Genomic DNA, 26,031 nt, shown 5'->3' on the forward strand with positions numbered 1-26,031 from the left:
CGCAACGATTTCAAGTCCGCCCGGGCGGGCGGCAGGTGATCGCCAGGCAAGGTTCTGCGGACCTTGTCGCAGCCTCGCCACAGGCTCGGCAGCGGCTACAGCCAAACCTGAACGATCGTGTAGCCGCTGCCGCAGGCTGCGTACGGCTGCGCAGCAGACGCAACGATGTCAAGTCCGCCCGGGGTGGTCGGCAGGTGATCGCCAGGCAAGGTCCTGCGGACCTTGTCGCAGCCTCGCCACGGGCTCGGCAGCGGCTACAGCCACACCTGAGCGATCGTGTAGCCGCTGCCGCAGGCTGCGCAGCAGACGCAACGATTTCAAGTCCGCCCGGGCGGGCGGCAGGTGATCGCCAGGCAAGGTCCTGCGGGCCTTGTCGCAGCCTCGCCACAGGCTCGGCAGCGGCTACAGGGTCATGTATGCAGGACCTCAATCGACCAGGGCGTAGTGCTGCATTGCGCGGGCAAGCATTTCCTGGCATTTCAGGGTGGCCACCGACAGGGGGCGGTTGCGCACCACGCACAGGTCGACGCGGATCCGCTCCAGGGACTCGTCGTCGATCGGCACCGCCACCAGGCCATCCCCCAAGTCCCGGGCCTCGGCATCCACCTGGGGCAGGATCAGCACCGCCGCGCGCTGGCGGGCCAGGCTTTTCTGCACCTCCAGGGAACTGGTGGTGAACACCGGCAGAATGCTCACCCCGCGCTTCTTCGCCGCCCCTTCCAGGGCCTGGCGCACGCCGTAGGCCGAATCGGGAATCGCCAGGGGCTGGCCCTGCAGGTCCGCCAGGCGAATGCTCGGACACTGGGCAAACGGGTGCTCGGCGCTGACCAGCACCCGGTGCCACAACTGGCAATGGGCGGTCACGTCCACCTCGGCCCGCTCCGGCAGGTAGAAGGCCAGGCCCAGATCGGCCTCGCCGCTGCACAGGGCATCCAGGGTGGCGCCGGCACTGGCGATGACGATGTTGAAGGTGACTTTCGGATGGGCCCGGTTGAACGCCGCAAGCACCGGCGCCAGCACGCTGGAAACGATACTTTCCGACACATGGATGCTGACGTTACCCGCTACCTGGCTCTGGCGACTGGCGATCACGTCGCGCACCTGATCGAAGCCGCGCAAGGTCGAGCTGACCTGCTCGGCCAGGCACTCGCCTTCCACCGTCAGGCGGATGCCCCGCGGGCCGCGCTCGATCAGCGCAGTGCCAAAGAAGTGCTCCAACTGCTCGATCTGCCGGCTCACGGCGGTAGGCGTCACGTACAGGCGCTCGGCCGCCTGACGCAGGGAGGCACACCGGGCCACCTCGTGGAAGTAACGCAACGCTCGTAACTGCATGGCCACAGGCCCCCTCGCTGAACGGATCCAGCAGGCACGCAATTACTGCGCCAGCCCTTGGCCAATCGCTCCTGACTCCGCGGATGTCACACAAAAGATTGATCTGCACGGTGCCCCTGCCTAACCTGCTAGAGCGCCGACGCCTCCTTCGGCAAGCACCATTCCCCGCGCCCTGGCCGGCCCGTTTGCAAGGATTTTCCATGAACACTCTGCCCCGCACCGCATCCCTAGCCTCACTTCTCGCCGCTCTGGCGCTGCTCGGCGCCTGCTCCAGCGTGACCCGGGAAATCAGGCAGGAACCCACCATCACCTCCGCCGGCATCCTGGCCTTTCGCGATATCTGCCTGAAATCCGCGCCGTCCTTCGCCGGTGCCGAAACCGCCGCCCGGGCCCATGGCATTCTTGAACTCACCGATGCCGGCTTCGCCAAGATGGGCATGAACGAGGACCAGACCCTGGGGGTCCAGGTCCAGGCCGGCAAGGAATGCGCGATCACCACCCCGAGCCAGAACGACAGCTCGCTGACCCAGCAGTTTCTGAGCATGGCCGGCAAGTTCTCCAGCACCCCGCTGGCACAGAGCGTGCCGACCAAGATCACCCTCGACGGGCAGACCTTCATCCTCATGCACGATCGCCGTGGCGGTGAAGCCTATGTGATGCTCAAGGCGCCGTAATAGCTACTGAACGGCGCCCAGGACCTGCCGCCCCGCCAGCCTCAGCCCCGAGCGGCTGAGGACACTGCGCAAACTTCCCACTTGAGTACAGCGCTCACAGACTGCGCGCGCGCCCTGGCAAGAAGCGTCTTGGATATTTACCAGTCGCTTCTTGCGCGAATCTTTTGCCCGTTTTTCTGAACTAACATGCTTGCGCTGTTTACCAAGCCTTCACTCTCTTGGGGTTACGCCGCGGTCTCCGCGACCCTGCAAAACATCGTTGACCCCATGCAAAAGAGTCATCGGGCCTATGACTTCCACAATAAAAGCAGTGACTGCCGAGTGACCCATTTTACGCAACGAGCCCTAACAGCTCTGACCAGGGTTTCTTCCGAGGACCCCATGAAAAAAAGACGCGTGCTTATCGTCGACGACCATCCCATCATCTGCGCCGCGGTCAGCGAGCTGCTTGAAGAGAACGGCTACAAGCCCATCGGCGAGTCCTCCGACGGCTTCGACGCACTGGACAAGATTCACAAGCTGCGTCCGGACTACATGCTGCTGGACATTTCCCTGGACAACCTGGATGGGCTATCGGTCCTGCAACGCATTGCATTGGACCAACTGGAGGTCAAGACCCTGGTATTCACCGCCAATCGCGCCAGCACCTACGGCGTGCGCTGCATGCAGGCCGGGGCCATGGGTTTCATCAGCAAGAGCGCCGGCCTGCAGGAACTGGTCAAGGGCCTGAATGCCCTGGCCGACGGCTATCTGTATTTCCCCAAGGAAGTCCTGGAGATGTACCGGGGAATCGGCCACGCCGCCAATGACGCACTGAACAACCTGACCAACAAGGAACTGGTGATCCTGCAATTGCTGGCCAGCGGCTACAGCAACCTGGAAATCGCCAGCAAGCTCAACCTGAGCAACAAGACCATCAGCGGGCACAAGATCAATGTGCTGAAGAAACTCGGGGTGCGCACCACCATCGAACTGGCCACCATCGCCAAGGAGATGGACCTGCTGTGAGCGGTGCCGGCCCGCAGTGGCACTAGCCCTGACGGATCAGCCGCAGCGGCGGGCTGTCCGTGGCCAGCAGCCGGGCCAGCGCCGCCCCCTTCATCGGCCTGTGGAACAGATAACCCTGAGCCGCATCGATTCCCAGGCGCTGCAGATGCCGGCGCTGCTTCTCGGTTTCGATGCCCTCGGCCACCAACTCCAGGTCGAGCGAACGGGCCAGCCCCACCAGGGCCTCGATGATCCGGGTTTCCTTGTGCCCCAGGGCACTGGCGACAAAGCCCGAGTCGAGCTTGATCTGGCCGAAGGGAATGTCCGCCAGACGCATGATCGACGAATGCCCGGTGCCAAAGTCGTCGAGGGACAGGCGTACCCCGCTGTTGAGCAGAACGCTGATGTTCTCGATGCTCTGCATGTCCAGGGTCAGGGCCTGGCGCTCGGTGATCTCCAGGGTGACCTGAGTCTTGGGCACCCCGGCGGCGTCGATCTGCTGCAACACCCGGGCGGCAAACTCGGGGTCGGTCAATTGACTGGCCTCGATGTTGTAGGAAAACACCAGGGCCTCGCCGCCCGGCGTGCCCTGCAATTGCCGTTGCACCTGCAGCCCCTGGTGCACCAGGCACTCGAACAACTGGCGATGCCGCGACGGACTGTCGAACAGGTCGAGGAAGAATTGCGGCCCCAGCACGCCCTTGTCGGGATGCTGCCAGCGGGCCAGGACCTCGACACCGGTGATGCGTCGGGTGCGCAGGCACACCTGAGGCTGGAAGTAGGGAATGAACTGCTGCGCGGCCAGGGCCTGAAACACATCCCGTTGCGCCACCCAGTCGTTGCTGGCGGGAGGGCGTTTCGGCGCGGCCAGGGTGTGCTTGTGCACCGCGCGCTTGACGGTCAGGGCCTTGAGCAGCAAGCCGCTGATCTGCGTGGTGTCCAGGTCGCTGTAGCTGCCGGCGCAGTACTTGCCCGAATGTGCGCGGAAATTCGCCAGCCCCCAGCGGATGGGCGCATCCAGGGCCTCGCATTCGATCATCGAGAAAAAGCCGTAGTGCTCGCAGAGCCGGCGCAGGTAGTAGATGGCCGTCAGCGACTGCAGGGAATCGCAGATCACCAGGTCCAGTTCATCCAGCTCGGGCGGGAACTGCGCCCATTGGCTTTCCTGACCGATCACCTGAACCCGGGCAACCCCGGAGGCTGTGAGTATTCTTGAAAGGCGTCGAACCCGAAAAGCGTTCGAACACAACAGCAGTACGCTCAACGTCGACATCAAGACAGCTCCGGAAAAAAATCATCCTATCCAAAACAGCTTCGCTTGAACTCAGGACGCTTCCTGAATCGGAGCAAGAGCTTTCCGAGTTCATGCCCTTGCCGGCCCCACCGCCCCCCAGGGGCGGGTGTGACCAGTCGCTGCGGTTACTTGTAGGTCAGGGTAAAGGCCGCCCGGGCATTGGCCTTGCCCGGCTCGGGGCCTGCCGCCGAATCGGAGGTCTGGATGTAGCGGGCCTTGAGTTCGATGTTCATTTGGCTGCCGCTGAGACGGGCCATCGATACCTCCTGCCCCAGGGTCAAGGGGGTGACGCCATCCTTGCGCAGGACCTGCACCGCCACGCCCTTGGCGGTGGAGTCCGACGTCAGGCCGAGAATGCCCCGATGGGCGTCGAGGATCGCCGAACCCTGGACGCCCTCCAGGCGCAGGTGGGCGTTGGCGTTCTGGTAGTAGTTCCAGCCCTGATCCGTCGGGTAGGTGCCCGCCGTACAGTTGGTCAGGGGAATGACCACATCCTTGCTGTCCATGTGGCTGTCCTTGCCGTTGAACTGGCGACGCATGACCTCGCCCATGGGCACTTCGAGGTAGGTGTTGGCGCCGCCGGCCAAGGAGCACTCCGAGCGCACCACAGTGGCGAGCAGGAACACGCTGTGGAAACGGCGGTTGCCAGACCAGAACGCCACTGCCGATTGACTGTTACTGACCTGCGAGCTGCCCATGGGAATATCATTGCTGACTTTGATCAGGGTGAAGCGGGTTTCCACCGGATCAACGATACGCAAGGCCTGGGTATTGCTCAGTTTGAACGGGACCAAAGGATGTGCCCCGCTGACGTTGATCCAGTGCGTCATGCTGCGACCGGGGGCACTGATCACCACGCCGACGCCGGGCACATTGGTCTTGAGGATGGTGGCCTTGCTCAAATCCAGCCCCGTGAACGGTGGCAGGGTGATGCCCGTCACTCTGGGCCAGGCATTGAGTCGAGTCTCCCACAGATCGCCATGGCGACATTCAATCTCGCTGGAGTGCTTGTAAGTGAAACTGGCATTGGCCGTGCCGATCACCGAACCGATGGGCGCATCACGGGGCACATACTGAGTGCCCATGTCGAAGTCCAGATACTTTTCAGTATCACCACCGGTGCAATCGGCCCAGGCGCCGCCACTTATGCAACAAAGCAAAAACAATAATCGACCGTGCATTAACTGCCTCTGATGCTCTTTTCCAGCACAACTAAAAGAGTCAACAGGCTAACAAAAGCACCCGCCAAAAAATCCAAGAAGCTTCTTGTAGAAAACCAAGAACATCCTTAAAAGTCCGTCAGCGCACTGCTCTTTAGAACCGTCCAAGAGGGTGCGCAGGTATAATTCGGATGTTAAACCGGAGCTTTATCCTATACCGCTATAAACACTCTCCAAGTAAGAATCAGAATGAGGAAACCATGACGAGAACCGTACTGATCGTGGATGATCACCCGATTATCTGCGGGGCAATCAGAGTCACGCTGGAGCAACATGGCTATCAGGTCGTTGCCGAATCAACCGATGGCCTGGACGCCCTCGCCAAGATCCGCAGCCTGGCCCCGGAGTACCTGCTGCTGGATATCGGCCTCGATAGCCTGGACGGGCTGTCGGTGCTGCAACGCATCCACTCGGAAAACCTCAAGATCAAGACCCTGGTCTTCACCTCGCAATTGGCCAGCACTTATGCGGCCCGCTGCATGCAAGCCGGAGCCCTGGGCTTCATCAACAAGAGCGCCAACATGGATGAACTGGTGAAGGGGCTCAACACCATCAATGACGGTTATCTTTACTTCCCCAAGGAAGTACTGGCCCATTACATGGAACACGGCCAGAACAACGAGTCGGCTTCGCAGAGACTCACCAATAAGGAAATCATCGTTTTGCAACTACTGGTCCAGGGACTGAGTAATGTGGCCATCGGTGAACGCCTGCACTTGAGCAACAAGACGGTCAGCGGACACAAGATCAACATTCTTCGCAAGTTGGGGGTACGCACTACCATAGAGCTGGCCGGCATAGCCAAAGAAATGAATCTGCTTTGACCTGCGCCCTATGAACCCCATCTACCTGACGCTACTCCTGACTCTGTTCACGGCCCTGCTGCCCGCCGTTGTCCAGGGTGCCGACCCCTTCCAGTTATCGTCACGGGGACAAGCCCTGCAGTTCTCCGCCCAGGTCACCGAGCAAGACCGGGCCTGGCTCAGCCAGCGCAAGCCGGTCAGAATCGGCGTGACCTACCCCGACTACCCGCCGCTGACCATCTTCACCGAGAAAAAACAGCTGGAGGGCATCCTTGCGGAAAACCTGCTGGCGCTGCAGAAAGTCCTCAACATCCGCTTCGAGATCAGCAGCTATCCGGACCGCATGAGCGCCTTCAAGGCACTGCAAGCGGGAGAAATCGATCTGGTGGATGCCGCCACCCAACCGGAGGCGGAAAAGTACGGCGTACAAATCTCCTCGCCCTACGCCTATACCCAGATCGCCCTGTATTCCACCACCGGCAGCCTGCTTGACGTGGACCTGCGCGATCCCGCGGCACAGATTTCCTCCACCCCCGACGGCTTCATCGACGAGAACACCTTCAAGATCTTCCGCAGCGCCACCATCAAGAACTACCAGTCGCCCTATGACGCCATCGCCGCCGTGCTCAAGGGGCAAGCCCAGGCCTACCTGGGCGACACCGTCAGCACCAACTACCTGCTGAACCAGAGCTTCAACAATCAGCTGGTGACCAACATCAGCGTCAACGGCCTGGAGGCCTACATCGGCTTTGCCTACACCGGGCAAAACCGGCGCCTGGTCTCGATCCTCAACCAGCAGCTGCAGTCGCGCAGCCGCTGCCAGATCATCCGGATGGTCAACTGGTGGGTGGTGACCCTCAAGTGCAGCGATGACGAATTCGTCAGCGTGCTCAACAACGAGGAAAAGCAGCTGCTGCAGAGCAAGAGGCCCTTCCGGATCGCCGTCAGCGAAGACCTCGCGCCCTACGCGCTGTTCGACAACAGCGGCCAGTTCGGCGGCACCATGTCCGACATTCTGGAACTGGTGCGCCTGAACTCCGGACTGCGCTTCGAGATCGTCCGCACCCGCTCGGTGCACAAGGCCATGGAACTGCTCGACAAGGGCGAAGTGGACCTGGGAATCATGTCGGAAACCGACTCGCGGGATCGCAAGTACCTGTTTACCCGCCCGGTCATCACCACGCCCTATACCCTGATCACCCGAAACAACGGCCCCGAGGAGTTCAACCTCAAGGACAGTCCCGAGCAGAGCATCGCCCTGCCCACCTCCGACGCCCTGCTGGAACACATCCGCCAGAACTACCCGCACCTGAAGATCCACACCACCGACAACGTCGCCGACTCCCTGAACCGGGTACGCGACGGCGGCAGCGACTTCACCCTGACCTCCACCAACCAGGCCCGCTACTACCTGTCCTACAAATACGAGGACGCGCTGAAAGTCTCGGGCCTGCTCAAGGGCGTTAACGCACGGATCGGCCTCGCCAGCCAGCCGCAGAACAAGGTGCTGATTTCCATCATCGAAAAGGCCCTGCTGCGCATTTCCCCGAGCGAGACCGCGGCCATTTCCGGACGCTGGCGGGCCAACGCCGCCACCGACAACAAGTACTGGGAACAGGTGACCCTGCGGGTCTATCAGGTGCTCAGCGCCTCCTTCGTCCTGCTTCTGGCCACCTGCATCTGGATCCTTTACCTGCGCAAGCTGATCTTCAAGAAATCCATCGTGCGCAAGCAATTGCAGGAGCGCCTGAGCCTGATCCAGAACATCGTCGACAGCATTCCCCACCCGATCTACGTGCGTGACCGTGACGGCGAGCTGTTGCTGTTCAACACCCCCTACGCCCAGACCTTCGTCCCCGGCGCCACCTCCAGCACCAACAGCAAGGTCCTCGACGCGCTGCTCAGCCGCACCGTGGTCAATCAATGGCAGCACGACTATGAGCAGGTGGTGCGATCGGGCAGCGCGATTGCCCGAGACCAGACCCTGCACCTGGGCGGCCAGAGCCTGGATATCTACCACTGGATCCAGCCGCTGCGCGACGATCAGCAGCAGGTGTTCGGCGTGGTCTGCGGCTGGCTGGATATCGGCGATCGCCTGCGCATCCTCGAAGAACTGCGCCAGGCCAAGGAGGCCGCCGACCGGGCCAACAGCGCCAAGTCGACCTTCCTGGCCACCATGAGCCACGAAATCAGGACCCCGATGAATGCCATCATCGGCATGCTGGAGCTGGTACTGACCCGCAAGGCGCCCCAGGGCAAGAACCTCGAATCGCTGCAATTGGCCCACGAGGCGGCCGTCAGCCTGCTGGAGCTGCTGGGGGGCATCCTGGATATCTCCAGCATCGAATCCGGGCAGACCCGCCTGCACCTGGAAACCTGCACCCTGCGGCAGATAGTGACCTCGATCCGCGGGATCTTCGACAGCCTGGCGACCCGCAAGGGCTTGTCGATCATCACCCACTTCGATGCCTGCGCCGACCTGCCATTGCGCCTGGACCGGCTGAAGATCAAGCAGATCCTCTCCAACCTGATGAGCAACGCGATCAAGTTCACCGACAGTGGCGACATCACCCTGCGGGTCCAGGGCGTGGCGCTGGGCGAACAGCGCTTCGCCTTCTCCATCAGCGTGCAGGACACCGGCCCGGGCATCGATCCGGCCGACATGGCCAGCCTGTTCACGCCCTTCTCCCGGGTCACCGTCAACCGCAACAGTGGCGCCGGCATCGGCCTGTGTATCTGCCAGTCGCTGAGCCGGATCATCGATGGCGACCTGCTGGTGGACAGCAGCCCGGGCAAGGGCACCACCATGACCCTGACCGCCTGCGCCGAAGAAGCCCCCCACAGCGACACCCCACTGGCGCTGCCCAAGAGCGAACCGGCGGCGCCCATCCAGCGGCGCCTGAAGATCCTCATCGTCGAGGACCACCTGCCGAGCCTGACCCTGCTCAAGGAGCAGATCGAACTGCTCGGCCACCTGCCGATCCTGGCCCACGACGGGCTTGAGGCGCTGTTCATCTGGGAGGACAACGAGGTCGACCTGATCATCACCGACTGCAACATGCCGGAGCTGGACGGCATCGGCCTGACCGAAGAGATCCGCCGCCTGGAACAGCAGATGCGCATGCCCCCCTGCACCATCATCGGCACCACCGCCAGCGCCCGGGGCGAGGACATGCAGGCCGGCCTCGCCGCCGGCATGGATGCCTGCCTGCTCAAGCCCTTGAGCGTGTCGATGCTGGCCCGCTACGTGCCGCTGTTCAGCGAGAGCAGGACGCCGCAGGAAGTGGAAGACGGCAGTTCGGCGCTGTTGCTGTTCAACCTGCCGGAGGACAAGCGCCGCAGCCTGCTGGGCCACCTGATCGTCTGCAATCAGCAGGACCTTCACGCCCTGGAGGAGGCCATGGCCCGCCTCGACTTCAAGACCCTGGCCAGCCAGGCCCACAAGCTGAAAAGCTCGGCGCAGATGATGCAGTCCGACGCCCTGCTGCGCTTGTGTGAGACCCTGGAGCAAGCCCTGGCGGACAACGCCGCCGTCGACACCCTGGCCCATCTGTGCCAGGAGGTCAGGACCCTGATGGAACAGCTCAACAGCACCCTGGCCACTTCCGCCCAGCCGCATTGACCCTGGGCGCACCAAGCCCGGGTGCAGAGCCAAACAAAAGCCCGCAAGCCGAAGCTTGCGGGCCGGGTCTGACGCCGGGACCGGGCGCTAGTGGCCCAAGGGCGCGCAACGCAGGTTCGCCAGCTTGAAGCCTTCCTGTTCCCGGGTCTGTTGCAGGTCCAGGGTGACGGCACATTGCTGACTGGCGGCGGTGCCCCAGACCAGGCGGAAGTCGCGACTCTCGCCCACCGCCAGCAACACCTGGCCCATCGGGCCCACGGCATTGACCTTATGCCCGGCGGCATCCAGCACCGCCGCGCCGAACGGCACCACCGCGCCCCCGGGCAGGGTCACGCTGGCCAGCACCTTCTCGGTGTGCCGGGCCTTGAAGCGCGCCAGCACCACCGCACCGCGCCGCGGGGTCACGGTGCTCACGCCGCTGTCGATGTCGGTGTTGGCGTCCAGCTTGCTGGTGTCCAGGCTGATGCGGTTGCGCCGGTACGGCTGCACATAGGGCACCAGGCTGTAGCCCTTGGCATCGGTAAAGGTGCCCGGCGCATTGTTGACCCCCACATTGGGGGTGTCCTTGACCTCCACCAGGGCCATGGTATCGCCCAGGCTCTGCCCCAGTTGCACACCACCGGGGTGGGCCAGTACCGAGCCGGAGATGCCGACGTTGGCAGTCTTGTAGGCGCTGCTGCTGCTCAGGCCGGCATTGAGGTTGGCCCAGGGCGCGCGATAGCCAACGGAGGCCGAGCCGGTGTTGGCCGAATGCTCGCTGCGCAGCATGTCCAGGTTGTAGTTGAGGTTGTGGTAGTCCCCCGCCAGGCCGCTCAGGCCCAGGCGCTGATCGTGGCTGCCGTCGGCATTGCGCTCCAGGCTGACGCTGGCGTTGTGCCGACCCAGCGGGAAGCTCAGGGTCAGGCCCAACTGCACGCCTTCGTTATCGCTGGCGCTCAGACTCTTGCTGGCGTACAGCGACAGGTTGACCCGCTGCACCTGGCCACTGACCCCGAACTGCACCTGACGTTGCTGCCGGGACGAGTTCCAGTAATCCTGCTGTGACAGGTTCAGGTACAACGACGTGCTGTCGGCAAAGGCCTGGGAAAGGTTGGCCTCCAGTCGACTGCGCCGGCTGACCCGCCGATAGCGGCCGTCCGCATCGTGATCGCTGTCCCAGGTGCTCTGGCTCACGGCCTCGCTGAAGTCCCGGTAGCCGGGGGTCGAATAGCGATAGCCGGCAAAGCGCAGGTTGGTGCCGGTGGCGAACGCCTTGCCGTAGCGCAGGCCATAACTCTGTCCACTGAGCGACCCCAGCGGGGTGTCGGTCATGGCCTGGGTCACGTCCAGGGACAAAGCGCCGAAGGTGCCCAGGCCCTTGCCCACACCGACTTGATAGGCGCGATAGCCCTCCCCCAGCAACCCGCCCAGGGACAGGGTGTAGTCCCGCGGCATGCCATAGGCCAGGGATGCCTGGGTGAAGGTCGGTTGCTCTACCTGCGAGCTCGGCTCATGGTACTGGCCGGCGCTGAGGCTGTAGCGCCAGGTGCCGTCGCGCAGCAGGTTGCCCAAGGTCGCGTAAGGCTGGATGAAACGCCGCTCGCTGCCATCGGCCTCGGTGATGATCACCTCCAGGTCACCACTGCCGGACGCGGCGTTGAGGTCGCGGATCTCGAAAGGCCCCGGGGAGACGAAGGTGCTGTACAGCGAATAGCCGTGCTGACGCACCTCGACCCGGGCCTGGCTCTGGGCCACGCCATGGATCACCGGCGCATAGCCCTGCAGCGAGTCGGGCAGCATCTGCGTGTCGCTGGCCAGTTGCACGCCACGAAACGGCACACTCTGGAAGGTGTCCCCCGGGGTCACGCTTTCACCCAGGGTCAGGCTGCCCAGGGTCCCCGGCAGGTCGCGTTGCACATAGCTGGCGGCGCGCTCCCAGGTGCCATCCTTGCGATAGGACGAACTGGAGCGCAGGCGCCAGTCGCCGAGGTTGAGACCGCCATTGAGGTAGAGGTAATAGTTGGCCGCGTTGCGCTGCGGGTTCCTGCTCTGGGATCCGGAGAACTGATAGTTGAGAAAGCCGGCATTGACCCCGCTGTCCCACTCTTCGGACGCCACATAGCCCCGAGCATCGCGGTTCATGGCTATCTGCGGCACGCTGATGTCCAGCCGGAGCTGGCGGCTGTCGAAATTCACGCTCGCGCCTTGCACCAGCCCGGGCAAGTCCAGGCATTGCTCATCGATGCCGGGGGCCTGCAAGGGAGGCAGCTTGACTCCCATTTCCGTCAGTAGTGCCTGCGGCAGGCAGGCCTTGAGGCCCTTGTCGCCGGGGACAAAGCTGAGGTCGCGCTGGGCAAAATAATCACGGTTGAGACTGATCTCCACCAGGTAGCGGCCCGGACCCACGTCCTGCTCATGGAGCATGGCTTCGAGATCGCTTTTCAGCGCACCGCTGCCACCAAAATCCGCCACGAATCCGCTATCGAACTCTGCGGCGACACCTGCGCTGTTCTTGAGGGCGGCCAACAATAGCGATCCGGCCAAACAACCGACCCAGTTTTTCAAACACACACACATCCCGAACTTGACCCTCTGCATGACTGCGCTGGTTTCATTCCGTAGGCACGTCATCGGCTCAGAACGTCGCACTGGACTTCAACGGATCGCTGTAACCCCCGTAGTCATTGATGATCGAGAATTCCACAGTGGCGCTGCCGGACTTGAGCCGGCGTTTGAGAGGGAAGTCCTGGGTGGACTTGGGGGCCACCATGTCGACGTCCTGCAGCTCGATCGGGGTGTCGCCATCCATCACCCGGATAGCGATGAAAGTGATGTGATAGGCACTCGGGTTGGTCACCTGCAACACCGTTCCCGACGGTTGCGCCAGGAGTTTCCAGGTCAACTGGCCGGGCGCGTCCTGAGCGCTGCCCGGCAAGTGGCCGGGCCGATAGAACAGCTTGACCCGGGTGCGCACCGCCACTTTCAGGGTGTTCTCCTGCTTTTGCTCCAGCAGCGGAATTTCCTGGGCATTGAAATAGAACACCGACTCCCGATCCTCCGGCAGTTGCCCGGGCGTCTTGATGATCCGTACCACCTGCTCCTCGCCCGCGCGCACCTTGAACAGCGCCGGCATGGCGATGAACGGGCTGAGCGAGCCCTTGCTGTCCGCGGCGTCATTGACCCAGGTCTGCACCGCGTAATCGCTGCTGGTGAGGTTGGAGACGATGGTCGAGGCACTGCGTTCATCGGCGTTGAGGATGATCCGCGTGCCATTGAGCATGATGCCGGCGCTGGCCTGGGAGACGGGCCAGAGCAGCGCCAGGGACGCACACAGCAGCGCGCCGCGAAAGCGAGGGAAAGTAGTCATATCGATCAGAACCTGAGGCAGGGAACAGGGCATGCCGAGGCCCCCAAGTCACAGGCAGGAGCCCCGGCCGGAACGCGCTTACTTGTAGTCGACGCTGAAGGACGCCTTGGCGTTGGCGGTGCCCGGCGTGGCTTCACCGGTGGCGATGTAGTTGGCGGTGAAACGCATCGGTTGAGTCAGGTCCGCGTACTCGCTGGAGGCCCGGCCCAGTTGCACGTCCACGCCCTTGGCGTCGCGAATCTGCACCGCGACGTTCTTGGCCACCCCGGCGCCGCCTGCGCCCTCCAGGGCCAACCACTCACCGTTGGGGCCGGCGGCACCGTTCATGCTGAGAAAGCGCACGGTGGCGGTCTTGCCGGTCAGCACACAATCCTTGTCGTCCTTCGGCGCCGTCATGCTCAGGGCAAAGGAACCGGCGCCAGCGGTATCGCCGGCCTTTTTCAGTGACAGGGCGGGCGCGTTGCCCAGGGAAACATTAACGCCGGCACCGCCGTTGAGGTCGCCGACACTCACCGAACAGGTATTGGCAGTAATCGAGCCGGTGAAGTTGATTTCGCCGTCGGCCGCCATGGCCTGGGCAGCGACACAGCACACAGCGACAGACAGTGCGGACTTGATGAATTTCATGGGTTTTATACCTATCTCGTGTTTGACGTTTGCCTTGCTCCTCAAGGCCTGGAAAGCCTACAAACGTTAACTTGTGAATGAGATAGGACGGCTCTCGGGCGTGACCGAGAAGATTCTTGATTGCAAACCGGAGGCCCATCAAGACGTTCGGCCTCGAGCCCCCCGAAAGCCTTGGCCCGAAGGGCCTGCAACAACTAAGAAGCCCGCACCAGTGGCTTTTTTCGGGGCCGAGCCTGTGCTCTTCATACCTGCGCCGCAGGGGCAATCGCGCTGATATTTCCGTGCAACCACTGCCCCCGACGCCAGCTGTTGCTGGCGATGCCAAATCAGGTTGAGACGCTGGACCTTGGCCGAGCCCAGGACAATCTCCAGCGGCGATCCGAGTGCTGGATACTTCGTGGCGCGCCCCCCCGGCTGCCTGTAACGGCAACTGGGGGCACGTGAATCACTTGGCCACGGCGGGACCAGGACCCTGCTGCGGCAGGAACAAACGCGCGGTCAGCCAGCAGGTCATGGCGGCGGCCAGGAAGATCCGCAACAGCGTCACTAGCGGCGCCAACACGGGCATCAGCAACAGCTACCCCTCCCCTGACTTCGCCGAGCAAGCGCGGATTGCTGATCAGATGAGCAAGCAGCAACACGAAGTTCAGCAGGTCGAGGACTAACGGATGACATACAAGTCTTCCCGACGGATCCTTTCACTGGCTCTGTGGGCATAACCGGGATCGCTTTGCAGGATCGATGCAAAACGCTCGGCCAGTTGTTGCACATTGGCCTCCAGGCGATCCGGCCTCAGGCTCTGCACATCCTCCAGTTCGCATGCCTCCATGATCAGATTACAGAGCTCGGGCGATAGCCCCTTGTCCTGCAAAATGCTTGCGGTACGCGGCGTGAACAGGATCCACTCGGCCTCCTCCAGGGAGATGGCCTCGGTGCGCAACGACGTCAACAAGCCAATCGCCAGCGTGCACACCAGCCGGGTGGCCTGTTCAGAGCCCAGAGCTTCAACCATCAACGATATTTCCTTCACCGGGTATTACTCCAACCGTTCTTGGTCTTCACGTTGAAGACCTTGCCACTTTCACTCTGGAAATAGTGCACCGAGACCCGTGCACCCGCGTTATCGAAACCATCCTTGTACACCTTGCTCCACTTGCCGGCCTCCACCTTGCGCAAGTCAGCCAGCGCCTCCACGTTCTTGACCGCATTGCGGGTGGTTCCTCCGGCGCGCTCCTTGAAGCCCACGGGGTACTCCGGCGCTTTGCGCAGCGAATCATAGACATGCTTGATGCCGCCGTTCTGGCCGGCCCCGCCGCCAACGATACCGCGCTTGATCCCATCCGCCAGCCCCTTGGCGCCACCGCCCGGGGTGAAGAGTTTTGACCTGGGGTCCGCGGCCTCGAGGATGTAGTCGGCAGCCACCACCCCCAGGGTTCCATACTTGTCCCGCTGAGCGTTGGCAATGTAGCGATTGAGCGCGACCTGATTGTTGCCCATGACAAGATACAGATCGGTCAACTGAGCAAACAGGTCGGGCCGGTCCGATTTGCGCAGGTCGCTCATCCATTGCTGATTGGTCCCTTCCTCGGACCTGAGGCGCTCGAATACCGCCTGGCACAGTGTCGGGTTCTGCTGGCAAAGCTGCGGAAACTCCTTGTTCCGGGTCTCATCCAGATTGCGGTAGTAGTCGCGAATGCCGTCGCATTCGGTTTTCGTCGTACAGGCACTCAGCTTGCGGTCTTTCTCGAGTATTTCCTCGTGGAACAGATAGTTGTAGGCCGTGGCCATCTGGGCAATCTGCGCCCCTTTGTCCAGGTCCTTGCCCACTGCCGCAGCTGCCACCAGGCCGGTCAATTGTGACAGCGCCAACTGCAGGTCCTTGTTGCCGTCGGCCACGCTCGCCAGTTGGTTGATCAGGGCCTCGTTCAAACCGGCTGCCGCGGCGCCGGTCTTGAAATCGCCGCCCGTGGCTTCCGCCAGCAGACCGCCCATCAGGGCGTGGGCGACGATCTTCTCGAGACCGCCATTGGGGAAGCGGACGTTGTCGCCGACCCAGTTGAACCCCGTCGCCATGGCCACGTTGCCCGCCTCGCCGAGCAAGGCCGCACCAAAGTTGTCGCCAAAGCTGCCGCCCCCGATCGCCGTGGAGATGCCGCTGGAGATCAGCGCCCGGCCCGTGGTGCGGGTCACGGTGTCGGCCGCCGTGCTCCAGCGGAAGATGTCCTTGGACGGGTTGGCATTCTGCAAGGTCGAGGCCGTGCTGCCCTCGGTGCCCGGGACTGCAGTACCCGCTCCGGCGCTGTCCGCACCGCCGAACCAGTTGGCATCGGCGTACTCGAAGGCACCGGCGGTGAACCCGGCAATGGCGGCGTTTTTCAGGCTGTCGGCGCTGAAGGTTTCCTTGAGTGCCAAGCCCAGGTTGCCCTTGTTGCTGATGGTGCTGCTGACCCCGGTGGTGGCCAGGCTGCCGGCCACCGCCGCCTGGGGCGCTGCCAGGCCAAGGCCCGCCGGGCCCATGGCCAGGGACATCAGAATCGCGACTACCAGCTTGGCCCCCGCGCCGAGACCCGAGGAGTCGTATTTGAAGCTTTCGTGGATTTCCTTGACCTGGCGCCAGTCGATATCCCCTCGCGCCTGGGCGTCCTTCATCCACGCCAGGCCCGGATCGGCCTGAACCATGGCATCGATGGTCTGGCTGACCGTCTGCTGGTCGACCTGGCGGATATCGATGCGCATGCCATCGGCCGCCTTGATCAGCAGATTGCCCTGGGCCACCAGGGTGCTCTGGCGCAGGGTTTCATCGGTGCGGCCCTTGCCCTTCATCGAGTACCAGGAGAGATCGCTCTTGCTCTTGGTATGGGTCTCGTCATGCAGGTCCTTGCCCCCCTCGAAGGTGATCGCGCCGCCACTGTCCAGGGTCAGGTCCTTGGCGCTTTCCAGCTTGGCCACCTGGTACTTCTGGTCGCCGCCGCTCTTGAGGGTCAGGTCGCCACCAGTGCTGATCTGGCTGCCAACGTGGGTGACCTGGGTCACCTCGTCGTGGCGCGCTTTCTTGCGCCCCCAACTGCCCTTCTTCTTCATGTCGTACAGCGAGTAGTCGCTGTCCTGGGCGGCCAGCAGTTCCAGGTCGTCACCGGCCACCAGGTAGGCTTCGTTGCCGGCGCTGATGCGACTGGAGATCAGGCTCAGGTCCTTGCCCGCACTGAGGACCACATCGGCCCCGGCAGTGAGAGAAGTGCCGACCTGACGCTCATGATCTTCCTGGCGGGTGACCTTCTTGGTCTTGGAGTAGCTGTGCTGCTCATCCGCGGCCGAGGCCAGGGTCATGTCCCCAACGGCATCCATGGCGATGGTCCGCTTGGCCTCGATCTGGCTGGCGACTGCCGTCAGGTCGCGTCCGGCGCTGACTGCGATGTCACGCCCGGCACTGACGCTGGAACCATGCTGAGTGACGCTTTCGTTCAAGTAACGATCGCGGGTGATTTTGTCGTGCTCCCGGGCCGACGTCAGGTTGACGTCGCGCCCCGCCACCAAGGCGATGTCGGCACCACTGCTGAGCACCCCGCCGACGTTATTGATATCGCGGCCCGCCTGCACACTCAGGTTATTGCCGGCCTCGATCCGCGCCGCGTTGTTGGCGTAGTCCAGGCGCTGGGTGGTGCTCCCAGGGTTGCTCTGGAACGTGCTGATGCTGCGCTCGTTGATCACGTCCCCGCCCAGGGCGCGGACCGTCACATCGCGCCCGGCAATGATGCCGCCCGCGCGGTTGACCAGATTGTCCCCGGCCAGCAGGTTGAGGCGCTCGCCGGCCTCGATCAGGCCACCATTGACCAGGTTGTTGCCGGTGGTCGCACTCAGGTTCTCACTGGCACGCAAGGTCCCGGAGTTGACCAGGTCCTTACCGGCAATCAGGGTCACGTCCCGGCCCTGGACCAGGGCGCCGTTGGCCGCCAGGCGGTTGTTGGCGTTGGCCAGGTACAGCACCGGCACCAGCACCTTCTCGCCGTTCACCTCCTGCTCTTCGAGCCAGACGATGTCGTGGGTCAGGGCCGCCACTTGCTGGGAGGTCAGGGTCACGCCCACCGCGAGGTTGAGCGAATCCTTGCTGGCGATGGCGTTGTTCATCAGGTACTTGAACATGCCCTCGTCACTGTTCTGGCCATCGAGGAACCGCTGGCCGGTACGCGCCGTCACCGCCTGCTGGATCAGCCGCTGCTCATAGAAGCCGTCACCCAGGCGCTTGGCACTCTGGTCCGGGTCATACCCGAGGTTCGACAGCAGATAATCGGAGCTCATGAACTGCTTGAGGTCGGTGAGCAGCGGGTTGGTTTCGATCAGGTATTTGTGGGGATTGCTGCGCACGCTGCTGTCCGGCAGGCCCTGGACCCGGCTGACGCTCTGGTTGCCGGTGCCGCCCACGGGCAGCACGCCCAGCGGCGAGTCCGCCGCCGTCGCGCTGACCTGGACCGCTGCGGTGCGGCCATCGACGCCGGTGGCCTGGTGATCCTGCAGATTCAGCTCACGGGCGCCCAGGGCCACCTGCGGCAGCGGTTGACTGCTCAGGTCCCGAGGGCGGATCGGCTCCGGCCCGGCCTGACGCGAGGTCAGTTCCAGGCTGGCGCCCCCCATGTTCCAGCTGTGCGCCGGGCCCGCAGGCTGCGCGGTGCCCCCCTGGCCACTCAAGCGAAACAGCCCGTTCTGCCCCGAAGGCAGGCTGAAGTTCGGCAGGCTCAGGGGATTGACCTGCTGCTGCGCCAGGTCCGGCGGCAGCTGGGAGTTGAGCACCACCATCAGCGGCTTGCTCGCCGCCCCCACGCCGGTGTCCCGGGCGCGGTCGCCCACGGCAATGGCGCTCTTGATCACGCTGATGCTGCTGATGTCGTTGGCCGCCGTGAGCCGGGCCTTACCACCGGCCTGAATGATGGCCGGCGCGGAGGAAGAACTCAGGGTCGAGGTCTCTACCGGCCGGTCGATGCCATAGAAGATCCCCGGGTTGAACTTGGCCACCAGGGCCGCGAAATCCTGCTGGTTGAAGGCACTGCCCTGGGGGTGCGCCCGATCATAGGCTTGCACGTCACGGGCCAGCTGGAAGAACAGCCCACGCTTGATCTTGACCCCGGCCCCCACTTCATAGCCGGAAGAACCGGACGCCACCAAGGAGGCCTGGTTGGTGATGGTGCCGCTGGTGATGGTCAGGTCATTGCCTGCCGACACGGTGCTGTAGCGGTTGAGGAAACTGCTGCTGTTGACCGTCAGGTTGCCTCCCGCATTCAGGGTCGACTGCGGCGAGTCGCTGCTCACCACCCCTTCCACTGTCCGGTAGATAAACACCGGCCCCCGGACCCAACTGGCGCCGCCGCCACAGTGCTGGGCGCAGCGGATGGTCATGCGGCCATCGGTAATCTGCTGGCTGGCCTCGTATTTTTCACGATCGTTGACCAGATCCAGGGCAGCAATATTGATATCGCCACCGCTCTGGATGTTGCCGGAGATGTTCTTCAGGCTTTGGGCCGAGGTGCCGGCCGCCATGCCGGCCACGGTCAGGCCGCCCAGGCTGTAGAACTCGCCATAGCTGTTGGTCAGGGTGTTGACGTTGAGGCTGGCGTTCTGGCCGCTGAAGACAAATCCATGGTCGTTGACCAGGGTTGGGGTCGTCAGGCTCAGGTCCTGGGCGCCGCCCAGGGTGCCGGTGTTGAGCACACCGCCGGCATTCACCGTGAGTGTGGCGTTGGAAGTCAGGCGCCCGGCGTTGTTCAGTTGCCCGCCGATGTTGACCCGGGTATCAGCGCCGCCGGCGATGCTGCCGGCACTGCCCAGGTTCACCTGGGCAGCAGCGAAGGTCATGTCACCCAGGCTGGACACCCGGCCACTGCCGGAATAGGTGCCGCCGATCTGCAGGTCCAGGCTGCCATCGCTGGCCAGCAACCCGTCGTTGCTCCAGTTGTCGCCCCGGGCCTGCAAGTGCTGGCTGGCCAGCAGCTGGCCGCTGGCGGTCTGGGCGAATTGGTTGACGTTGAGGTTCAAGCGTCCGGCCTGGATCACGCTGCTGTTGGTCCAGCTGTCGGCAGTGAGGGTCAGGCCGCCACGGGTGATCAGGCTGCCGCCAGCATTGATCACATTACCGGTGGCGATATCGAAGTTGCCTTCTCCCAGGTGCAGCAGGCTGCCGCCCTGATTGAGGAAGTCCGACGCCGCCAGGGTCAGGTCGGTGTTGGCGGTTTCCAGCAGGCCGTTGCGGTTGTCGAACTGGCCACCGATCTGCAGTTCGGTCTTGCCCCCGGTCGCCAGGGCCCGCAGCTTGCCGCCCTGGTTGTCGAGGCTGGCGCCTCGCAGGGCCAGGCTCTCGCGGCTTTCAATCAGGCCGCCACGGTTGTTCACTGGCCCCTTGAAGTCCAGGTCGATGTGCTGGCCGTTGATCTGCCCCACACTGTTGTTCAGCGAGTGGCCACTGGCCTTGACCCGCCCGCTGGCGTACAGCCCGCCGTTGCTGTTATCCACCCCCGCGCCACCGCTGTTGAGCAGCAGATCGCCGCCCTTGGCCGCCATGCGCCCGCCACCGTTATCGATCCCGGCCAGGGCCTGCAGGTCCAGGCTCCGGGCCTCGACCTGGCCGCCATGGTTGTTCAGTTGCCCCAAGACACGTGCCTCAAACAGCCCCTTGAGGCTCGACAGCACCCCGCCGCGGCTGTCCAGGTTGGCACCCTGGATACGCAGGTCGCCGTCTTCGGCGATCAGCTTGCCGCCCTGGTTGTCGATGGCCCCGGTCATGGCCAGGGTCTGGGCCTTGGCGCTCTGGATCGCTCCCTGGGCATTGTTCAGGCTGCCGGCATTGAGACTCAAACCGGCATCGCGGCTATAGATCAGGCCATCACCCTGGTTGCTCAATTGGCCAGTGGTGGTGACTTGCAGCGCACCGTTGGCGGCCAGGGTGCCGCGGTTGCTGTTGTCCAGGCTGGCGCTGAACAGGGTCATCAGGTTCTGGCTGATCAGTTGCCCGCCCTGGTTGTCGATCCGGCTCGAACGCTTGAGCAGCAGCGGACCACTGGCGGCCAGCTGGCCCTGGGCATTGACCAGGGCGCCCAGCAGGTCGAGGGTCACCGCGCCTTCGCTGCGCAGGCTGCCACCCTGGTTGTTCAGGCTGTTGCCGGTGAAGCTCAGGACACCCGCGGCGCTGAGACGGCCGCCCTGGTTGTCCAGGTCGCCGGCGCCGATGTCGAGGCTGGCGCTGCTTTCAATCAGCCCGCCCCGGGCGTTGTTCAAACCGCCACTGCCGAGGGTCAGTTGCTGCTCGCCCTTGCTGGTGACGATGCCCTTGTCGCTGTTGTCCAGGCTGGCGGCCTTGAGGGTCAGCCGACCCTGGCTGGCCAGCCCGCCTTGCGCACTGTTGAGCAAAGCACCGCTGAGGTCGATATCCAGCTCCCCCAGCAGGCTCGACAGGGTGCCCTGCTGGCGGTTGTCCAGGCTGCCACCGCTGAGGTTGAGCCCCTGCCAGCCGGAGACCAGCCCCTGCTGGTTGGTCAGCTGCGCAGCCTCGACCCCTAGCTGCTGGTTGCTGATCAGCGTGCCGGCGCTGTTGTCCAGGTTGCGCCCGGCCAGGTTGAAGCCCTGGGCGCTGGAGATTTCACCTTCGCGGTTCTGCAGGTCCCGCAGGTGGGCGATGCTCAGCACGCCCTGGGTGTTGATCAGGCCCTGGCGGTTGTCCAGGTCCGAGGTCTGCGGTCCCAGGTCGATGCTCAATCCCGTGCCACCCAATAGCTTGCCGCCCTGATTGCCCAGGCCCTTGGCGCTGAGTTGCAAGTGCCCGGCGGACTGGATCAGCCCTTGGTTGTGCAGCGCACCGGCGACCCTCAGGCCCAGGTCGTGGTCGCTGAGTAGCGAGCCGCTGTTGTCCAGGCTGCCGGCATCGATCTGCAGGGCGGCAGCGGCAATCTTGCCCTTGAGCGCGGTCAGCGCGCCGTCGATACGCAGGGTCAGCGCCTGATGGCTGAGCAGTTGCCCGGCGCTGTTGTCCAGGCTGTGCGCCGCCAGCTCGAAGGCCTGCTCGCTGGAGATTTCACCCTGGCGGTTGTTCACCGTGCCCAGGTTGCTCAGCACCAGTGGACCGGGGGCGTTGATGAAGCCGCCCTGGTTGTTCAGCGTGCCGTGATTGAGGTCCAGGCTCAGGGCAGTCTTGCTGAACAGCTTGCCGCCTTGCTGCTGCAGGCCACTGACCGAGGCCTGCAAGGCCTTGGCGCTGCCGATGCTGCCCTGGTCGTTGTTGACCTGGGTCGCGGTCAGGTTCAGTGCATCACCGCTGTTGAGGTTGCCGCCCTGGCTGTTGTCCAGTTCGCCAGTGTCCAGTGCCAGCTTGGCCTTGCTGCTGATAACGCCCTGTTGCTGGTTGTCCAGGCGCGCGCTGGACAGGGTCAGCGCAGCGTCGCTCAGCAGCTTGCCGCCGCGGTTGTCCAGGGTCTCCCGGGCGCTGATCTGCAGGGCGCCCGCGCTGGACAGACTGCCCTGGCGATTGCCGAGGTTGCGCACCTGAATGTCCAGGCCGCCTTCGCTGCTGATGCGACCTTGATGGTTGTCGAGGTCGCCGGCAAGCGCCAGGTCCAGGCGCTGCCGCCCCACCAGATCCCCGCCCTGGTTGTGCAGGCTCGTGCCGTTGAGGCTCAGGCCCTGGTCCGCGCTAATCAGCCCCAGGCTCTGGTTGATGACCTGGGCCACGGTCAGCGTCAGGTCGCCGCTGGCCAGTACCCGCCCGGCAGCACTGTTGTCCAGGCGCTCGCCGACCAGGCCGATCTGCTGGCTGGACAGCTCACCGCCACGGTTGTCCAGTTGCCCGATGTTCAGGTCAAGCTGCCGGGTCGCCCCCAGCAGGCCGTCCTGGCGGTTATCCAGGGTGCCTGCCTTGAGAGTCAGTTGGGCGTCGGCCAGGATCACTCCGCCCTGGTTGTCGGCCGCCTCGGTGACCTGCAACTGCAGGTCGCCACGGCTGTGCAGCTCGCCCTCGCGGTTGTCCAGTCGAGTGCTGCGACTGTCCAGCGCCGCTGCCGCCATCAGGCCCTTGACGTTGACCAGGGCCTGTTCGATGCGCAGGGTCAGCGCCTGGTTGCTCAGGACCTTGCCGCCACTGTTGTCCAGTTGCCGCGCGTTCAGGCTGAAGGCCTTGGCCCCGGAGATCTCGCCACCGCGGTTGTCCACCTGATCGAGGTTGCGCAACAGCAGTTGCCCGGGGGTGTGCAGGTTGCCGCCCTGGTTGTTCAACTGTCCGTGATTGAGGTCCAGGGTCAGGTCAGCGTTGCTGAACAGCTCGCCGCCCTGCTGATCCAGACCGCTGACACTGGCGCTCAGTGCCTGATCGCTGCCGATCCGACCCTGGTGGTTCGTCAGTTGTGCGGTGGTCAGGCGCAACTGCCCGGCACTGGTGAAGCTGCCGCCCTGGCTGTTGTCGAAGTCCCCGGTGCTCAGGCGCGCGTCGGCCTTGGCGCTGATCACGCCCTTGCCGCTGTTGTTCAGGCTGGCGCTGTCCAGGGCCAGGCCTTGCTCGGCGACGATGGCGCCAGCCTGGTTGAGCAGCGCCCCGCGGCTGTCGATGCTCAGGGCCTGGGCGCCGGTCAGGCGGCCACCCCGGTTGTCCAGGCTGCCCACCTTGAGGGTCAGCAGGTCTTCGCCGCTGATCAGGCCTCGCTGGTTGTCCAGGGCTGCGCTCAGGGTCAGCAGCAAGGGCTGCTGACTCACCAGCTGGCCGCCGCTGTTGTCCAGGCTACTGCCGCTGAGATTCAGCCCCTGCTTGCTGAACAGCAGCCCCTGGTTCTGGTTGATCACCCGGGCCACCTTGAGCAGCAGGCGATCATCGGCCAGGACCTTGCCGCCGTCGCTGTTGTTCAGCCCCTGGCCGTTGATCTGCAGCTCGCCCCGGCCCGACAGCGCACCGCCACGGTTGTCCACTTCAGCGACGTCCAGGGTCAGGGCCTTGAGGGACGCCACCAGGCCTTTGTCGCGGTTGTCCAGGTGCTGGCCTGTGAGGTGCAGGTCGCCTTCGGCCACCAGTTCGCCGCCCTGCTGGCGCAGGCTGTCGACCTGGGCCTGCAGGTCGCTCTTGCTGGCGATACGGCCACCGTTGTTGAGCACTTCCCGGGTCTTGAGCGCCAGGCCGGAGGTGGCGCTGAGCAGGCCGCTGCTGTTGTCCAGCCGGCGACCTTCTACCCTCACCGCGGCCTGGCTTTCCAGGCGGCCCTTGTCCCGGTTGTCCAGCTCGCGGCTCAGCAGGTTCAGGGCCTGGTCCGCCCGCATCACCCCGCCGCGGTTGTCCGCCGTCTCGCCACTGACCTGCAAGGTGTCGCCGGCGGAAATCCTGCCCTTGCGGTTATCCAGATGCCCGGCCTGTACCTCAACGACTCCGGTGGCCTGGATCAGTCCCTTGTCCTGATTGTCGAGACGCCCGGCGACCTCGGCACTGAGGCGCCCCTCGCTGCGCAGATTGCCGGCCTTGCTGTTGTCCAGGTCCCCCGCGCGCACCTTCAGCAGCTGCTCCGCCCCCAGGGCCCCGCCCTGGTTGCTGATCTTCCCGCTGGCGCTGATGTCCAGGGTGTCGCCCGCCATCACCAGCCCGGCGACGTTGTCCAGCGAGGTCACTTGCAGGGTGAGTTGGGTCAGGCTGCTCAGCTCACCATGGTCATTGCCCAGGTGGCCGACATGGGCCTTGAGCTGGCCATCACTGGTGATCAAGGCGTTGTGATTCAGCAGTTGCCCGGCTTGCAGCACCAACGCATCGCTACTGAGCACCCGGCCTTGATTCTGGTTATCCAGGGTGCCGGCACCGAGCGTCACCTGACGTTGCCCGCTCAAGGTCCCGCCCCGATTGTCCAGGGTCTGCCTGGTCGTGACCGTCAGATCGCGGCTGGCGACGATGCTCTTGCCGCGGTTGTCCAGATTCTGGGCGGTGAGGGTGATGTCCGCGTCGGGGTTGCGGCTGTTGTCGGCATTGACCCCAGCCTCGATGATGCCCTGGTTGCTCAACTGGCCACCGCTGTCGAGGCTGATGCGGTCCCGGGCGGCGAGGGTTTTCTGGCTGCTCAGGTCGCCCCGGGTCTGCACCTTGAACTCGCTGCCGGCGTAGACCGCGCCCTGGGCATCGAGGCTGCCGGCCTTGATCGCCACCGCGCCCTTTTCGGCGGTGGCGTCGGCCATGCGCAACTGACCGTTGGCATCCAGTTGGATATCACCGCCACTGGCGATCAGCTTGCCGTCGAGCTTGACCCCGACCCCGGCCTCGGTGCCCACCAGCTTGATGGCCCCGGCGTACATGCCGCCCAGAGCGGATGAGTCGATCGCCAGTTGCGGTGCACCCGCCGGGTTGGCGTTGCGGGCCGTGGCGTTCAAGGTCTTGGCGTCGACATCGTTGGCCCCGGCGATCACCGCCAGGTGCTTGGCCTGGATCTCGGCGTTGATCTTGGCGCTGCGGGTGATGATTTCGAACTGGTCGATATTGCTCGCGTTGAGCCCCGCGCCTTCAATGGCGACGCTGCCTTGATCCACCTGGTAACGCTGGAGCTGGCCGTTCTCGATCACCGGTTTGCCGGTGGTCAGGGTGGCTTTCGGGGTGTTGATGAAGCCGCAGCCGTTGCAACTCACCCCGTAAGGGTTGGCAACGATGACATGGGCCGATTGTCCGGCCACTTCGGTGTAGCCCTTGAGCTGGCTGGGGCTGCCGCCGTTGACTTCATTGAGGATCACATTGGCCGCGCGGCCACCCAGGTTGGGGTTGCCGAGGATGATCCCCCCCAATTGGGTGGACTGGGTGCGGTTGGTGGCGTTGTTGAGGATCACCCCCTGCTGGCCGACGTTGTAATCGCTGAACTGGTTATGGGACAGACCGCTGCCATTGGGGGCGGCAATGTTGACGATGGGCACGCCATTGCCGGCCTGACCCAGTGTGGTGCCGCTACCGTTGACCACGATGCCGTCGGCCATCACCACCAGCGGCTGCCAGAACATCATGTTGGCGAGAATGAACGCCAGGCTGCGCTTGGAAAAGCCGCAGAAAGAGTCACGCGATTGCAGGGCAGCCGAAGGCTGGCGGGCCATAAAGGCGAGTTGGCGAACGTCCATGTCAGTCTCTCAACAATGCAGGAGCAAAAAACC

At 64.0% G+C, this 26,031-nt stretch carries 13 protein-coding genes; 4 read left to right on the forward strand and 9 right to left on the reverse strand.

Annotated features, from left to right (window positions below):
* Positions 1–426 precede the first annotated feature (426 nt).
* Positions 427–1,332, reverse strand: a complete 906-nt coding sequence (locus DWF74_RS03985; RefSeq protein WP_102864866.1) for a LysR family transcriptional regulator — start codon at positions 1,330–1,332, stop codon at positions 427–429.
* 200 nt (positions 1,333–1,532) lie between these two features.
* On the opposite strand from DWF74_RS03985, the gene DWF74_RS03990 reads away from it, so the two are divergent.
* Entirely contained in the window at positions 1,533–2,006 is a 474-nt protein-coding gene (locus tag DWF74_RS03990; RefSeq protein WP_102864865.1) for a hypothetical protein, read from the forward strand.
* 381 nt (positions 2,007–2,387) lie between these two features.
* Positions 2,388–3,014, forward strand: coding sequence for a response regulator transcription factor (locus DWF74_RS03995; protein WP_115580400.1), 627 nt, complete (start codon positions 2,388–2,390; stop codon positions 3,012–3,014).
* A 22-nt stretch (positions 3,015–3,036) separates the two neighbouring features.
* Here the strand turns inward: DWF74_RS03995 and DWF74_RS04000 are convergent, their stop codons facing one another.
* A complete protein-coding gene (locus DWF74_RS04000; protein ID WP_115580401.1) occupies positions 3,037–4,266 on the reverse strand; it encodes an EAL domain-containing protein in 1,230 nt (409 codons plus the stop codon).
* Positions 4,267–4,412: 146 nt separating this feature from the next.
* Positions 4,413–5,372: a fimbrial protein gene (locus DWF74_RS04005; RefSeq protein ID WP_162884068.1), complete on the reverse strand. Its 960-nt coding sequence runs from the start codon at positions 5,370–5,372 to the stop codon at positions 4,413–4,415.
* A gap of 335 nt (positions 5,373–5,707) precedes the next feature.
* On the opposite strand from DWF74_RS04005, the gene DWF74_RS04010 reads away from it, so the two are divergent.
* Complete coding sequence (locus DWF74_RS04010; protein WP_102864861.1) at positions 5,708–6,331, forward strand: response regulator transcription factor; 624 nt, start codon at positions 5,708–5,710, stop codon at positions 6,329–6,331.
* 10 nt (positions 6,332–6,341) lie between these two features.
* Positions 6,342–9,932 carry an ATP-binding protein gene (locus tag DWF74_RS04015; RefSeq protein ID WP_115580403.1) on the forward strand — a complete coding sequence of 1,197 codons (3,591 nt, stop codon included), beginning with the start codon at positions 6,342–6,344 and terminating at the stop codon, positions 9,930–9,932.
* Between the two features lie 87 nt (positions 9,933–10,019).
* Here the strand turns inward: DWF74_RS04015 and DWF74_RS04020 are convergent, their stop codons facing one another.
* From DWF74_RS04020 to DWF74_RS04045, 6 genes are all read right to left on the reverse strand, one after another.
* The gene (locus DWF74_RS04020) at positions 10,020–12,437 is read right to left on the reverse strand and encodes a fimbria/pilus outer membrane usher protein (RefSeq protein ID WP_240322026.1); all 2,418 of its coding nucleotides are present in this window, start codon (positions 12,435–12,437) and stop codon (positions 10,020–10,022) included.
* A gap of 109 nt (positions 12,438–12,546) precedes the next feature.
* Positions 12,547–13,278 carry a fimbrial biogenesis chaperone gene (locus DWF74_RS04025; protein WP_060845151.1) on the reverse strand — a complete coding sequence of 244 codons (732 nt, stop codon included), beginning with the start codon at positions 13,276–13,278 and terminating at the stop codon, positions 12,547–12,549.
* A 78-nt stretch (positions 13,279–13,356) separates the two neighbouring features.
* On the reverse strand, positions 13,357–13,905 hold the full coding sequence (locus DWF74_RS04030) for a fimbrial protein (RefSeq protein WP_102864858.1): 549 nt from the start codon (positions 13,903–13,905) through the stop codon (positions 13,357–13,359).
* A gap of 445 nt (positions 13,906–14,350) precedes the next feature.
* Positions 14,351–14,479, reverse strand: coding sequence for a hypothetical protein (locus DWF74_RS30760; RefSeq protein WP_258009287.1), 129 nt, complete (start codon positions 14,477–14,479; stop codon positions 14,351–14,353).
* 87 nt (positions 14,480–14,566) lie between these two features.
* Entirely contained in the window at positions 14,567–14,917 is a 351-nt protein-coding gene (locus DWF74_RS04040; RefSeq protein WP_115580404.1) for a DUF3969 family protein, read from the reverse strand.
* Between the two features lie 14 nt (positions 14,918–14,931).
* Positions 14,932–25,998, reverse strand: a complete 11,067-nt coding sequence (locus DWF74_RS04045; protein ID WP_240322027.1) for a DUF637 domain-containing protein — start codon at positions 25,996–25,998, stop codon at positions 14,932–14,934.
* Positions 25,999–26,031: the final 33 nt, after the last annotated feature.

Origin of the sequence: Pseudomonas protegens (assembly GCF_003363755.1) — a bacterium.
GTDB classification, from domain to species: domain Bacteria; phylum Pseudomonadota; class Gammaproteobacteria; order Pseudomonadales; family Pseudomonadaceae; genus Aquipseudomonas; species Aquipseudomonas danubii.